Source organism: Glycomyces sp. TRM65418, from assembly GCF_019710475.1.
Classification (GTDB): Bacteria; Actinomycetota; Actinomycetes; order Mycobacteriales; family Micromonosporaceae; genus Glycomyces.
The window spans coordinates 67920-81093 of the sequence record NZ_JAJFAX010000009.1 but is presented as its reverse complement, the minus strand read 5'-3'; the positions used below and the strand labels follow the sequence as shown (position 1 = coordinate 81093).

General features: G+C 72.3%; 16 protein-coding genes. 7 read left to right on the top strand and 9 right to left on the bottom strand.

The window, feature by feature from the left end:
• The first annotated feature begins 55 nt into the window (after nt 1-55).
• Together K3N28_RS18730 and K3N28_RS18725 are read left to right on the top strand one after the other, a co-directional pair.
• Nucleotides 56-457, top strand: coding sequence for a DUF1990 family protein (locus tag K3N28_RS18730; protein ID WP_374209829.1), 402 nt, complete (start codon nt 56-58; stop codon nt 455-457).
• 82 nt (nt 458-539) lie between these two features.
• On the top strand, nt 540-1325 hold the full coding sequence (locus tag K3N28_RS18725) for a pyrroline-5-carboxylate reductase (protein ID WP_228094278.1): 786 nt from the start codon (nt 540-542) through the stop codon (nt 1323-1325).
• Nucleotides 1326-1352: 27 nt separating this feature from the next.
• On the opposite strand, the gene K3N28_RS18720 is transcribed toward K3N28_RS18725, so the two are convergent.
• From K3N28_RS18720 to K3N28_RS18705, 4 genes are all read right to left on the bottom strand, one after another.
• The gene (locus K3N28_RS18720) at nt 1353-2507 is read right to left on the bottom strand and encodes a serine protease (protein ID WP_228094277.1); all 1155 of its coding nucleotides are present in this window, start codon (nt 2505-2507) and stop codon (nt 1353-1355) included.
• Nucleotides 2508-2578: 71 nt separating this feature from the next.
• Nucleotides 2579-2890, bottom strand: coding sequence for a DUF4190 domain-containing protein (locus K3N28_RS18715; protein ID WP_228094276.1), 312 nt, complete (start codon nt 2888-2890; stop codon nt 2579-2581).
• Nucleotides 2891-2961: 71 nt separating this feature from the next.
• Nucleotides 2962-3882 (bottom strand): NAD-dependent epimerase/dehydratase family protein, encoded by a 921-nt coding sequence (locus K3N28_RS18710; RefSeq protein ID WP_228094275.1) that lies wholly within the window; start codon nt 3880-3882, stop codon nt 2962-2964.
• A 107-nt stretch (nt 3883-3989) separates the two neighbouring features.
• Complete coding sequence (locus K3N28_RS18705; protein WP_228094274.1) at nt 3990-4571, bottom strand: pyridoxamine 5'-phosphate oxidase family protein; 582 nt, start codon at nt 4569-4571, stop codon at nt 3990-3992.
• A 225-nt stretch (nt 4572-4796) separates the two neighbouring features.
• On the opposite strand from K3N28_RS18705, the gene K3N28_RS18700 reads away from it, so the two are divergent.
• From K3N28_RS18700 to K3N28_RS18690, 3 genes are all read left to right on the top strand, one after another.
• Nucleotides 4797-5225, top strand: a complete 429-nt coding sequence (locus tag K3N28_RS18700; protein WP_228094273.1) for an SRPBCC domain-containing protein — start codon at nt 4797-4799, stop codon at nt 5223-5225.
• Nucleotides 5226-5496: 271 nt separating this feature from the next.
• Nucleotides 5497-6639, top strand: coding sequence for a winged helix DNA-binding domain-containing protein (locus K3N28_RS18695; protein WP_228094272.1), 1143 nt, complete (start codon nt 5497-5499; stop codon nt 6637-6639).
• 99 nt (nt 6640-6738) lie between these two features.
• The gene (locus tag K3N28_RS18690) at nt 6739-7215 is read left to right on the top strand and encodes an OsmC family protein (protein WP_228094271.1); all 477 of its coding nucleotides are present in this window, start codon (nt 6739-6741) and stop codon (nt 7213-7215) included.
• A gap of 9 nt (nt 7216-7224) precedes the next feature.
• Here the strand turns inward: K3N28_RS18690 and K3N28_RS18685 are convergent, their stop codons facing one another.
• The gene (locus K3N28_RS18685) at nt 7225-7851 is read right to left on the bottom strand and encodes a cellulose binding domain-containing protein (RefSeq protein WP_228094270.1); all 627 of its coding nucleotides are present in this window, start codon (nt 7849-7851) and stop codon (nt 7225-7227) included.
• A 395-nt stretch (nt 7852-8246) separates the two neighbouring features.
• Between K3N28_RS18685 and K3N28_RS18680 the strand changes: the two genes are divergently transcribed.
• Together K3N28_RS18680 and K3N28_RS18675 are read left to right on the top strand one after the other, a co-directional pair.
• Entirely contained in the window at nt 8247-9212 is a 966-nt protein-coding gene (locus K3N28_RS18680; protein WP_228094269.1) for an NADP-dependent oxidoreductase, read from the top strand.
• A 437-nt stretch (nt 9213-9649) separates the two neighbouring features.
• A complete protein-coding gene (locus K3N28_RS18675; RefSeq protein WP_228094268.1) occupies nt 9650-10177 on the top strand; it encodes a DUF421 domain-containing protein in 528 nt (175 codons plus the stop codon).
• Between the two features lie 51 nt (nt 10178-10228).
• On the opposite strand, the gene K3N28_RS18670 is transcribed toward K3N28_RS18675, so the two are convergent.
• The 4 genes from K3N28_RS18670 to K3N28_RS18655 all read right to left on the bottom strand — a co-directional run bounded on the left by K3N28_RS18670 (nt 10229) and on the right by K3N28_RS18655 (nt 13070).
• Nucleotides 10229-10651 (bottom strand): PRC-barrel domain-containing protein, encoded by a 423-nt coding sequence (locus K3N28_RS18670; RefSeq protein WP_228094267.1) that lies wholly within the window; start codon nt 10649-10651, stop codon nt 10229-10231.
• A 146-nt stretch (nt 10652-10797) separates the two neighbouring features.
• Nucleotides 10798-11433: a hypothetical protein gene (locus K3N28_RS18665; RefSeq protein ID WP_228094266.1), complete on the bottom strand. Its 636-nt coding sequence runs from the start codon at nt 11431-11433 to the stop codon at nt 10798-10800.
• A 183-nt stretch (nt 11434-11616) separates the two neighbouring features.
• Nucleotides 11617-12423 (bottom strand): NAD(P)H-binding protein, encoded by an 807-nt coding sequence (locus K3N28_RS18660; RefSeq protein WP_228094265.1) that lies wholly within the window; start codon nt 12421-12423, stop codon nt 11617-11619.
• On the bottom strand, nt 12420-13070 hold the full coding sequence (locus tag K3N28_RS18655; RefSeq protein ID WP_228094264.1) for a TetR/AcrR family transcriptional regulator: 651 nt from the start codon (nt 13068-13070) through the stop codon (nt 12420-12422). The genes K3N28_RS18660 and K3N28_RS18655 overlap by 4 nt, the downstream gene beginning before the upstream one ends.
• Nucleotides 13071-13174 lie beyond the last annotated feature (104 nt).

Genomic DNA, 13174 nt, shown 5'->3' with positions numbered 1-13174 from the left:
CGACCCGCGCCGGGCCGCTCCCGCCGGTCACCGCCACCTCGTCCGCGGGACCGTCTTGGACGCCTCGCTCGCCGAGGCCGCCCCGGTCCTCATGACCTGGGGACTCCATGAACGCTGCGGCCTGCGCCCCGAGCCGTCGGCCCCGCGGGCCGCCCCCGGCGTCGAGGTCGTCCTCCGCTTCGCCGGGGTCCTCCGCATCTCGTGCCAGGTCGTGTGGACGGAGGAGACGCCCGAGCGCGCCGGCTTCGGCTACGGCTCCATGCCCGGCCACCCCGAACGCGGCGAGGCCGCCTTCGTCCTCGACGCCCTCGACGACGGCCGCACCCGCTTCACCGTGCGGTCCTTCTCCCGGCCCGGCACGTTCGCCGCCCGGGTCGGCGGGCCGGTGGCCCGGTCGCTGCAGGGCCGCGCCACGGACCGCTTCGTCGCCGTGATGCGTGAGTCCTTCGCACTATGACCGGGATTTCACGGCGAATCCTGGCAACCCGACCCACCGGCCCGTAGATTGCGGCAGAGACCGCTGCATCGGAGGAGGCGACATGGACATCGCACTGCTCGGCGTCGGCCACCTCGGCGAGGCCGTCCTCGCCGGCCTGCTCGACTCGGGCCTGCCGCCCGCGCGGATCGGGGCCACGGCCCTGCCCCCCGAACGGGCCGCCGCCCTCGCCGACCGGTACGGCGTCGAGGTCGGCACCGACAACCGCAGCGCGGTCGACCACGCCGACGTCGTGCTCGTCGCCGTCCCGCCCGTCGCCGTCCGGCCGCTCCTCACCGCGATCGGCCCCGTCCTCGCCCCCGGCACGGTCGTCGTGTCCCTCGCGGCCGGAGTGCCGCTCGCCGCGCTCGCCGAACGGCTGCCCGAGGGCGTCACGGCCGTCCGCGCCATGACCACCGCCGCCGCCCGCACCCGCCAGGCCGCCACCGCGATCGCGGCGCCGGAGGACACGGACGTCACCGGCATCGAGGACCTCTTCGACCGCGTCGGCATCACCATCACCGCCGACGAGTCCCTCATGGACCTCGTCACCGCCGTGGGCGGCTCGGGTCCGGCGTTCCTCTACTACCTCGCCGACGCGATGACGGGCGCGGCCGTCGACGGCGGCATGGAGCCGACCGCCGCGCGCGTCCTCATCGACCAGATGCTGCTCGGCGCCTGTCTGCAACTCCAGGCCACCCACGAACCGCCCGCCGTCCTCCTCGACGGCATCGCGGCTCCCGGCGGCGCCACCCGCGCCGCCCTGGACGCGCTCGACCAGGCCGAGACCGCCAAGGCGATCAAGGCCGCCGTCGCCGCCGCGGCCGAACGAGGCGGCGAACTCACCTAGGACCCCGGTGAGCACGGGACCGGCCCGCTAGAAGTCGTATTCGAGGTACGGCGCGATCAACGGGTGGATCAAGTCCATCCGGACCGCGCTGTTCGGGCATCCGCCGAAGTGGTGCAGGCCCACCACGGTGCCGGTCGTGCGGCTGAGGACCGGCGAACCCGAGGAGCCGCCCTGGGAGTCGCACAGGTACGCCAGGTCGGTGTTCCAGCCGCGGCCGTCGGCGGCGCTGTCGAGGATCTGGCAGTGCCGGCCGGTCCCGTTCGGTTCGGCGTCGCTGGCGGCGGTGATGCGCAGCGGCCTGCCGCCCGGATGCCCGGCGAGGAAGACCTTCTCGCCCTCCGCGACGCGGCGGGGGTCGAGCTCCAGGTGCGGCAGGTGGGCGATCCTGGCGTGGTCGGCGACGGTGAACAGCGTGAAGTCGAGCGTGCGGTTCGTCGCCAGCACCGTCTCGCCGCTGACCTTGATCGGCATGCGGACCGGACCGCCCGCGCACACGATGCACTCGTACCCGAACTGGACCTCGGTCGCGCGCGCCTCCGCGTCGGTGTCGAGGCAGTGGTTGTTGGTCATGAGCCGGTTCGCGTCGCCGGCGATCCAAGCGGTGCAGTAGGAGTCGTCGCCGACGATGATCCGGGCGACCGAGCGGCTCGCGCCCCACGCCACCGGGTCGGTCTCCCGGTAGCAGACGGCGTTCAGGGAGTCGTCCCTGCCGCAGACGCTCTCCGGCCCGCCGGCGCGCGACGCCAGCTCGGCGTCGTTGAGCCCGCGCGAGTACGAGGCGAGCCGGGCGCTCGCCGCCACCCCGTCGCCGGGGTCGTCGTGGAGGAGGACCTCGGCGGTCTCGCCCTCGATCGACAGTGCCCGCAGCCCGCCGTCGTCGACGTCGGCCGGCCCGTAGCGGTAGGACTCGCCGCCGTCCGGGCTCGCGACGGTGATGGCGTCGTCCGCGCCCAGTACGACGCCGTCGAAGCGGGCCTTGATGAACGCCGCCCCGGGATGCGTCACGGTGTGGGCGAGGCCCGCTTCGAGCCGCACGTCGGCGGCCTCGATCTGCGCGATCTGGTCCGCCCGGTACTGCGGGGCGGCCGTCACGGCCGAAGCGCCGGGCGGCGCCCCGACGAGGACGACGGCCGCAGCGACGGCGCCTGCGGCGAGACCCGCGAGTGTCTGCAGTGCTCTCACGAACAACGACGCTAGGCGATGCGGAGCGAACGTGAGCGGATTCCGACGAATTCGCGCCGGGCCGACCGGCGCTAGAGGTTGCTCTTCAACTCGTCCCTCCACTCCGTCCAGTTCGCCATGCCGCCCGCGACGAGCGCGATGAGGAGTCCGATGAAGGCGAGGAGCGAGATCCAGCCGAGGACGACCGCGGCGGTGGCCAGGCCGCTCCCCGAGTTGTTGCGGGACTTGATCTGGCTTTTCGCGACGTAGCCGAGGATGAGCCCGAGAATGCCGAGCGGGCTGCAGAGCCCGATGAGGGCCACCACGAAGGCGCCGATCGCGAGCCCGTTCATCTCCCTGGCCGCGTACACCGGCGCACCGGACGGTATTGGTTCCTGCATCATGATGCCTCCAATAGAGACGGAAATGCGCAGTGTAAGAAGCGGCGGGTCACCGGCGAGGACTTTCGCCCGAATCAGCCCTTTCGCTTGAACCAGGCGACCGTTTCCGCGATCGCCTGTTCCAACGGCGTGACCCGCTGGTCGCCGAACGCGGCCCGGAACGCGGTGTCGTCGACGACCCACGCACGGTCGCGCTGGTACCACGTCTCGCCGAGCTCCCTGACGACCGGGTTGAACATGCCGATGAAGCGCTGCGCGGCGCGGCCGATTCCGGCGCTGCGCGGCCTGCCGCCCGCGGCCCCCCAGACGAGCGCGAGGAACTCGTCGCCGGTGACGGGCGGGCCCACGGGCAGATGCCAGGCGTAGCCGTCGGCCTTCGGGTCCTCGCCCAAGGTCACCAGGCCCGCGGCTAGGTCGGGCAGGTAGGCGACGGTGTGGGGCTCGTCCCGCTCGCCGACCCAGCGCGCGGTCTTCCCGGCCGCCGCGGCGGCGAAGATGTTGGGCCCGAGGATGGTGTTCATGCCGCCGGGGCCGAAGTAGTCGGAGGCGCGCCCGAGCGTGGCGCGGACGCGGCCTTCCCGGTGGGCGCTCAGGATCATCTCGGCGACCTGGGCGCGGGCCCGGCCCTTGGGGAAGGCCGCCGCGTACGGCAGCTCCTCGGTCATGGGGCCTTCGACGGGCCCGTACATGTACAGGTTGTCGGCCATGACGAGCCGGGCCCCGGCCTGCTCGACGGCGGTGAGGACGGTGTCGGTGAGCCCGACGAAGTCGGTGGCCCACTGGGCGTAGGGCGGCTGGGCGCACTGGTAGACGACGGCGGCGCCCTCGCAGGCGGCCGCGGCCCCGTCGGCCGTGGTGATGTCGGCGCGCAGGCTCCCGAGGCCCTCGGCGCCGCGGCTGACGGCGCGCACCTCATGACCCCGCGCGTGGAGCTCGGTGACGACGGCCGAACCGACGGCGCCGGTGGCGCCGAGGACGACGTGGAGATCGGACATGGGGGGCTCCTGGTTCCTTGTTGCGCGACACCGTTATTCAACCCCGCTCCGCTTCGGGGCCTCGACCGGTGCCCGCTTCGCCTCGCGCGCCCGAGCGGCGCGGCCGTTCAGCGCTTCCTGGGCGGCAACGGGAGCGGCATCGCGGGGAGGCCGTCGATGCTCTGCTCGTTGTAGGGCTTGGACGCGCAGTACTCGGCGAACTCGTCGTCGCTCTTGCGGCCGAAGAACCGCCGCAGCAGCGGGCGCTCCTCCCGGTAGTCCATGAAGGGCACCGCGTAGCCGCAGGTGTCGGTGATGAGCTCGGCGCGCACCACGATGACGGCGCGCACGCCGGGCCCGTCGGCCTCGGCGAAGCGGGGGATCAGCTCCTCGAAGCGCGGGTCGTCGCGGTAGACGGCCTCACCGGTGCCGTGGACGCGGACGATCGTGGGCGGGCCGGCGAAGGCGCACCACATGACGGTGATGCGGCCGTTCTCCCGCAGGTGCGCGTGCGTCTCGGCGTGGCTGCCGCCGAAGTCGAGGTACGCGACGGTCTGCTCGTCGAGCACTTGGAGCGAGCCCTTGTGGCCCTTCGGGGAGAGGTTGATGCGGCCGTCGCCGGCGAGCGGCGCGGAGGCGACGAAGTACACCGGCTGCGCCTCGATGAACTCGCGCAGGCGGCCGTCGATCGCAGGATACGTCTTGCCCATATGTCGAACACCAGCTCCCGATCCAGGGTGACACCGCGACCGACCCTATGCCGCGTCCGGCCTGCGGGCAACCCGCTTCCCGCCGGCCGGACGGGAGCCGGTGTCCGGCCGGGTCGGCGGCGCTGCGGCACCGGGCCGAAAAAACTTCCGGGGCCGCGATGAATCCGGTGCGGCCGGGGCGTCCTTATGGGCGTACACCGAATGCACGAATGAAGGAGCACGACGATGAACGCCAACCAGAACGGCTACGGCTACACCCTCACCGCCGACGTCGACGTCCCGCCCGCCACCGTCTGGCGCGCCTGGACCGAGCGCGACCACTACGAGGCGTGGAGCTACTCCAAGCCCGGCTCGGTCGAGCTCGACGTCACGCCCGGCGGCCGCTACACCGCGACCGTGGTCACGCCCGACGGCCAGGAGTTCCCGATCACCGGCCGCTACATCGAGGTCGCGGAGCCCGAGGTGCTGGTCATGGGCATGGACACCCCCGACGGCGGGGAAGAGGTCATGCGCCTCGACGTGGAGGACCTGGGCGACGGCCGATCCCGCATGACGATCTCGCAGAACTGCGCCACCAAGGAAGAGCACGACATGGCCAAAGAGGGCAGCCAGATGCTGCTGGAGTCCTGCGCGGCGTACGTCCTCAAGATTTGAGCGCCCGCGGCGACGCCGGGGCCGGACCGCGGGGGTCCGACCCCGACGCGCGCCCGCATGAACGTGCGCCGAGACGACGGCCACGACGACGCCTTGCCCGCCCTGGAGGGCGAGCGCCACTCCGCTTCCCGCGGCTCGGGATCGGCCCGCGGTCGACGAGGTGAGCGCCCGCCGGGGGCGCTCCGCATCGGGACGGCTCCGAAGTCTCGGTGCGTCGGCGCGCGCGGATCCGCTTCGCCGAGCTGTCGGACCCGGCCGATACCCTCTCCGCATGCAGCTCACCTCCCGGCAGCTCAACCGTTCGACGCTCGCCCGGCAATCCCTCCTCCACCGAACGGACGCCGACCCGGTGGAGGCGGCGCGCGCCGCCGTCGCCGTCCAGGCCCAGTCGCCCGCCTCGCCCTACATCGGACTGTGGAACCGCGTCGAAGGCTTCGACCCGGCCGACCTCGACGCCGCCTTCGCCTCCGGCCTGATCGTCCGCGGCAACCCCGTCCGCATGACCCTGCACGCCGTCGCCGCCGACGAGTACCGGCCGTTCCGTGAAGCCACCGAGCCCTCCCTCTACGCCGCGAAACTCGGCAGCCGCATCGCCGACGCCGGGCTCGCCGCCGCCGATGCCGCGGTCCTCGCCGCCGAACTCCTCGACTTCGCCGCCGAGACCCGCACGGCCCGCGAATGCGAGGCGTGGCTCGCCGAACGGCTCGGACCCGAGACCGCGAAGGCCGCCTGGCCCGGCATCCGCCAGTACGCGCCGCTCCTGCGCGCGGTGAACGGCGGGCCCTGGGGCTTCACGGAGCAGGTCGCCTACCTCGCCCCGCCCGACCGGCCCGCGCTCGGCGACCGGGCCGCGGCCGACGCCGCGCTCCAGCACCTCGTCCTCCGCTACCTCTCCGGCTTCGGCCCGGCCACCGTCGCCGACGTCGCGCAGTTCGCGATGGTGCGGCGCGCCCGGGTGAAACAGGCGGTGACCGCCCTCGGCGACCGCCTCGCGACCTTGGCAGGGCCCACCGGCGAAGTCCTCCATGACCTGCCCGGCCGCGCCGTTCCCGACTCCGAGACGCCCGCCCCGCCGCGGCTCATGGCCATGTGGGACAACGTGTTCCTCGCCTACCACGACCGGAGCCGCACCATCCCGCCCGAACTGCGCACCACCGTGATCCGCAGCAACGGCGACGTGCTCCCGATGCTCCTGGTCGACGGGTACGCCGCCGGTCTCTGGCGCACCACCGAGGACGGCATCGAGGCCACGGCGTTCCGGCCCCTGCCCGACGAGACCTGGGGTGCGCTCGCGACCGAAGCGAAGGCGCTGACCGCGATGCTGGCCGACCGCGACCCGCACGTCTACCGCCGCTACCAGCACTGGTGGCCCAAACTTCCCGAAGGCGAGACGGTCACGCTTCCGGGGCGCTGACCGGAACCGGCCGGGAGGCGGCCCGCTCGCCGACCCTTCCGGAGGTCGGCCCTCCCGGATACGCTGGCGGCTCCGACGCCGAACCGGAGGGAGCCCGCCATGAGCGGCCGCGAGCACCACTACGAAGTCACCGTCCGCTGGACCGGCAACACCGGCAAGGGCACCGCCCGGTACCTCGAATACGGGCGCGACCACGACGTCACCGCGCCCGGCAAGCCGGCCATCCTCGGCAGCGCCGACCCCGCGTTCCTGGGCCGGCCCGACCGCTGGAACCCCGAAGACCTCCTCGTCGCCTCGCTCGCCGAATGCCACATGCTCACGTACCTGGCGCTGTGCGCCCGCGACCGGATCGTCGTCACCGCCTACGAGGACGAGGCGACGGGCACCATGACGGAGGAGACCGGCAGCAGCGGCCGCATGACCGAGGTGGTCCTGGCACCGGTCGTGACCATCACCGATCCGGCGAAGGCCGAGCGCGCGGCCGAGCTCCACCACGACGCCAACAAGGCCTGCTTCATCGCGAACTCGGTGAACTTCCCGGTCCGCCACCGCCCCGCCATCCGCATCGGCGAATGATCCGGCGCCTCAGGCCGGGGTGCAGGGCACGGTGGCGGGCAGCGTGAAATCGCCTTCGATGTCGGCCTGGAAGCTCGGCTCGACGCTGTCGCCGGGGTCGATGCCGGCGTTGAAGAAGATGTCGCCGTAGCGGTCGCCCTCGATGTGATCGAGTCCCCAGGTCGAGGTCACGTCCAGGTGCTCCAGGGCGAGCAGGACCTCCCACCCGTCGATCCGGTCGACGCCGGTGTTCGTGAGCGTGACGGTGACCGAGACCGACTCGGACCATTCGTTGTCCAGCCGCAGGGACGCGGTGCACGCGGGCCCTTCGGCGGCTTCGGTCGTGGGGGCGGGGGACTGGCTGACGATCGCCGCCGGGGTCGACGTGGCGCCCTCCTCGAGCGGGCTCGACTCGAGGGTCGGCGACGGGATCGCGGAGGCGCTCTCGGTGGCGCTTTCGGACTCGTCCGCCGGCGCCGCGACGGTGGGGGTCTCGCGGCCGTCGATCTCGGCGAGGTCGGGATCGTGGTCGTCCCAGAGCAGGACGAACTGCCAGACGGCGGCGGCCGAGACGAGGACGGCGACGACGATGAGGACCAGCAGGAGTCGGCCGTGGAGGCGCCCTCGCAGCGTCGCGCGGTTCATCCATGGGCGCATGGTGAACTCCTCCAACGTGAACAGAGCGATCAGGGGGCGGACGCGGCCGGGCGTGGCGCCTGATGAGGGGGCATCGTGTCCACGGTGAAGCGTACAAGGTTTCGAAGTCCGGGGTGAACGGCCTGAGCCGTCTTCAGGCTCCTCGAATCCCGCCGCGGCGGCGGTCGCCCGGCGTCGTCGGGCCCGCCCGGCACCGCGGAAGCCGGCGGCGCGTCGCCGCACGGGGAGGCGCCTTCGAACGCCGCCCGTTGCCGCGTCGCCGACCGACGGCACGGCCCGGGCGCCTCGCCGCGAACACCTTTCGCGCCTGGCCGAACCGGCCGAACCGCCGGCGGAACCGGTGTAGATTCAGGCTGAGGCCCGGCCGCTCTCGGCCCCGGAGCGGAGTACGTCCGATGACCGATCCGAAAGGGACATCAATGCGCGCCGTCGTCGTCACCGATTTCGACACCGAACCCCGCCTCACCGACCTGCCGATCCCCGAGCCCGGCCCAGGGGAAGTCCTGGTCCGCCTCGCCGCCGCGGGCGTCAACCCCTTCGACTGGAAGGTCGTCGAAGGCATCATGCGCGGTTCGGTCCACCACTCCTTCCCGCTCGTGCTCGGCTCCGACGGCGCCGGCACCGTCGAACGCGTCGGCGAGGACGTCGTCCTTGAACCCGGCGACCGCGTGTTCGGCCAGTTCATGGACGTCGAGCGGGGCCGCGGCTCCTACGCCGAGTACGCGATCGCCAAGGCCGCCAAGCTCGCCCGTCTCCGCGCCGACCTCGACTTCGAGCTCGCCGCCGCCCTGCCGACCGCCGGCGCGGCCGCTCACGACTTCGTGGAGGCGACCGGTGTCGGCCCCGGCCAGACCCTCCTCGTCAACGGCGCCTCCGGCGGCGTCGGCCAGGCCGCCGTGCAGCTCGCCGTCGGGCAGGGCGTCCGCGTCATCGCCACCGTCGACCCCGACACCGCCGGCTATCTGCGCGAACTCGGTGCGGCGGAGACGGTCGACTTCACCGAGGCCCCCACCGCCGACCAGGTCCGCGAGGCCCACCCCGACGGCATCGACGCCATTGTGGACCTCATCTCCACGCCGGGCGAGATCGAGCCGATCGCGGCGCTGCTCAAGCGCAACGGCGTCATCGTCTCCTCGAACGGTGCGGTCGACCCCGAAGTCCTGGCCACCCGAGGCCTCCGCGGCGCGAACGTGTACGCCAATGCCCAGCCCGCGACGCTCGCGTCCCTCGCCGACTCGGTCGCCCACGGCCAGCTGCGCGTCCGCATCGACTACCAGGTCCCGCTCGAGGAGGCCGCGGACGCGCTGGCGCGCTCGAAGCAGGGCAAGGCGCGCGGCAAGACCGTCCTCTCCATCTCTTGAGGACGGTCCGGGCGTCCGCCGCTCCCGCGCGGAGTGACGATCGGTCATTGATCGATCACTTTGCGCGCATTCACGTATTTTGCAGTGGGCATTGACCAAAGCGGCGTTTCGCGGTTATTGTGTGCCTGCGCTTGCATCGAACCCGTTCGATGGAGCGGGCGCGTGCTTCCCGGCGCGAGCGACCGGCCGCCCGGCCCGGCGGCCCCGAGGACTGATTTCTTCCCGGATGGAGACGGGGTCGGAAGCGCACTCTTCCGGCCCCGCGATCCCTCGCCGCGTCCTGCAGTCGCCGCGATCGGTCGGGCCTGCACGGACGCCGCACGCCGTCGGCCTCTCCGGCCCGTCCCGGGCCGGGCGGGCGCCCGTGACGCGGGCGAGTCTCCCACGGGAGGCCGACGACCGGGTGTGGCGGCGCTCCGGTCGGGGTACGCCACGGCATGTTCTTCGACTCCTGGAGCGGACTGCTCCGCGTGGTGGTCCTCGGCCTGTGCGCCTACGCGGCTCTGGTGCTGCTGCTGCGGGCCTCGGGCAAGCGGACCCTGGCCAAGATGAACGCCTTCGACCTCGTGGTCACCGTGGCGCTGGGTTCGACCCTCGCGACGGTGCTCCTGAGCTCCGGCGTGGCGCTCGCCGAAGGGGTGCTGGGGCTGGGCGTGCTGGTCGGCGCGCAGTTCGCCGTCGCCTGGGTCTCGGTGCGGTCGCGGCCGTTCCGCAAAGCGGTGAAATCGACTCCCACGCTGCTGGCGCGGCAGGGCCGAGTGTTGGAGCGGTCGCTGCGGGAGCAGCGCGTCAGCCGCTCAGAGGTACTGCAGGCGGTGCGCGCGCAGGGCATCGGCGGCCTGGATCAGGTGGCGGCGGTGGTCTTGGAGACCGACGGCACGTTCAGCGTCATCCCGGTGAGCGCGGCGGGGGATCTCAGCGCGTTCGAGGACGTGGCGGACGAGGTGCGCGAATCCTCTCCGTGAGCGTCGCGCTCGGGGACGCGGCTCGATGAGCGCGTCCCCGAGGCGGCACTGCTAGAAGTACGGGTAGCCCGGGTACCGGTAGCCGGTGCCCCAGTACGGCATGAAGCCGTAGTACCCGTAGACGCCTTCGTAGTACGGGCGGTCGGGCTCGGGCATGAGCTCCGGGTCGTAGCCGGGGCCCGACGCGACCTCCTCGCGGTCGCGGTTGATGTACACGTGCTCGTCGTCGATGCGGGTGACCGCGTCGACCGGGACGAGCACCTGCTTCTTGCCCAGGCCCAGGAAACCGCCCGAGCCGATCTCGAGGAACCGGACTTTGCGCTCCGGTTCGTCGATGAGCAGTCCGTCGACCGAGCCGGTCTCGTCGCCGTTCTTGTCGATCACCTTGCGGCCGCGAATGTCCTCGGCCTCGTTGGCCACCGTCAGATCGCTGTCGCCGAGCCGGACGAGCGTGGTCGTCGGGTCGTCGTTCATAGTGCTCCCCTCCGTCCTTATACGTCCCTTTTGATGGCACGTGAATACCCGTCGTGAAACCGGCGAAACCCGGCCGGAACCGAATAGGGGCGTGGGCGAGGCCGGTCGGTGCGACGACCGGTTCACCGCCACCGGGGGAGCGGGGTTCAATCCGTCCGGGACTCGGCGCGGTGGGGGACCGGCTCGGGCGATTCGACGGCTTCGGGATCCGGCGCAGGCGCGCCCACCCGGCCGGCCCAGGCGACGAGGGCTCCGGCCGCGAGGAGGGAGCCGAGCGTGTCCATGGCCAGGTCGGCGATGGTGTCGCCGTATCCGACGCTGATGGCGATCGCCATGACGTCCAGCATGAACCACTCCGCGAACTCCCACAGCACGCCGATCGTGACGCCGATCATCAAGGTCAGCGTCACGATGGCGGAGCGGGACAGTTCGCGCAGGGGCGGCAGGAGGGGCGTGCGCACGAGGACCAGGTACGTCGCGGCCGCGATCGCGCCGGTGGCGAAGCAGTGCATCACCCAGTCCGTCCACGCGTACTGCCGGTACCAGCCGAGCACGGAGGCCAGCGAGGCGAGCGGCAGCAGCACGCAGACGGCCAGGTCGAAGGGCTTCGCGATGCGGGCGAACCGAGGCAGCAGCAGGGCGGCGAAGACCAGCACGAGGTGCACGACCCCGTCGAGGCGGCCCATGGCGGCGAAGACGATCGCGCCCAGCAGGACGGCCAGTCGTGAGAGGTCGGCCAGAAGGCCTGCGGTCCGGGAGGCTACACCGATGTTCTTATCCACGATGCCGGTTTACCCCCGGAGCGGGGAATGCAATCGAACTCCTGCCCGCACGGCCCCCAAGAAGGCGTGCTCGTGCACGGAGCGCGTGTCACGCGGCGAGGCGAGCGAGCCTCACTTGAGGCCCGCTCGCCCGGGCGCACCGAACGGTGTCCGGACGCCCGCCGGGTCTCGTCGCCAAGGGCCTCAGCGGAAGTCGTCGGCGTGGTCGGCGATCCACTCCGCATAGGTCCGGGCCGGCCTGCCGGTGACGGCCTCAGCGGTGGGCCCGTAGCGGTGCACCTCGCCGCCGGCGAGCATGTCGAGCAGCGGCGTCGGCAGGAACTGCTCGGCGACCGCGCGAGGCAGCTCCTGGACGGCGATCTCGCGGCCGACGGCCTCGCCGATCAGCTCGATCTGGCGGCGCTGGGTCAGGTGCCCGGGTCCGTCGACGAGGTGGGCCCGGCCTTCGTGGCCGTCCTGGGTGAGCGCGGCGACGGCGACCTCGGCGATGTCGCGCTCGTGGATCGGGTTGACCATCGCGTCGGGGTAGGGGACGCGCACGAGGCCCTCGTCGCGGATCGAGTCGCGCCACCACAGGGAGTTGGTGGCGAACATGGCGGGCCGGACGAAGGTCCACGGGATTCCCGAGGCCGCCAGGGGCCGTTCGGCCCGCAGGTGCTGGAGGCCGATCTCGTTCTGGTCGCCGTCGGGGTCGGCCGCGGCGGCCGAGGACAGGAGCACGACGTGCTGGACCCCGGCGGCCTGTGCGGCGGTGACGAAGTGGTCGACGCCCTCGGGGGCGGCGTAGAGGAAGACCTTGTCGACGCCTTCGAGTGCGGGCGCGAGGGTCTCGGGTTCGGTGAAGTCGACGCGGACCGGATGGACTCCCTCAGGGAGGGCGGTCGCCCGCGGGTCGCGGCTGGCGGCGCGGACGGCCGCGCCTTCGGCGAGGAGCTGCGCGATGACGTTGCGGGCGATGGCGCCGCGCGCGCCGGTGACGAGAACGGTCATGTGGTGGTGGTTCCTTCCGGGTGGTGGTGTTCGGGTTCCCTGGCGAGTCGCGCGAGGATGCGCGACAGGGTGTCGCCGTATCGGGTCTCGAATTCCGGGTCGTCGATGTCGACGCCGAAGAGCTTGCGGGCGGTGCGGCGGAGCATGACCGGGGCGAGGGTCATGCCCATCATGGCGAGCTGCACGGCCGCCGGGTCCAGGTCGGGCGCGATGTCGCCGCGTTCCTGCCGCAGGGCCATCTCCCGCTGCTCGCGGTCGACGTCGGTCTGGGACTCCTCGTCCGGGACCTCGTCGGACAGCGCCTTCCACAGCTCCAGCCGTCCGATGCGCGGGTCGGCCAGGCTGCGGTGGAGGTACCAGCGGAGGACCTCCTCGGCGGGCAGGTCCGCGTCGGCGTGGTCGCGCTCGGCCTCGAGCCATTCGCGCTGCATGGCGCGGTAGAGGCCCTCTTTGCCGCCGAAGTAGTAGCTGATGAGCTGCTTGTTGACGCCGGCACGGGCGGCGATGTCGCCCACGCGGGCGCCGTCGTAGCCGTTGGCGGCGAACTCGGTCATCGCCGCTTCGAGCAGTCGCCGTTTGGTGCGCTCGGCGTCCCGGACCCGCTCGGCGGGCTCGGGGGTCCGCTGCCCGGACTTCCTCGGTTCCATGGCAGGAACCTACCAGTTAATCAACCGACAAGATGATTGAATCAACTGTGAGGATGATTACTGGGCGAACGGAAGGCCGCGGCGGCGCTGCAGCGCCGCCGCGG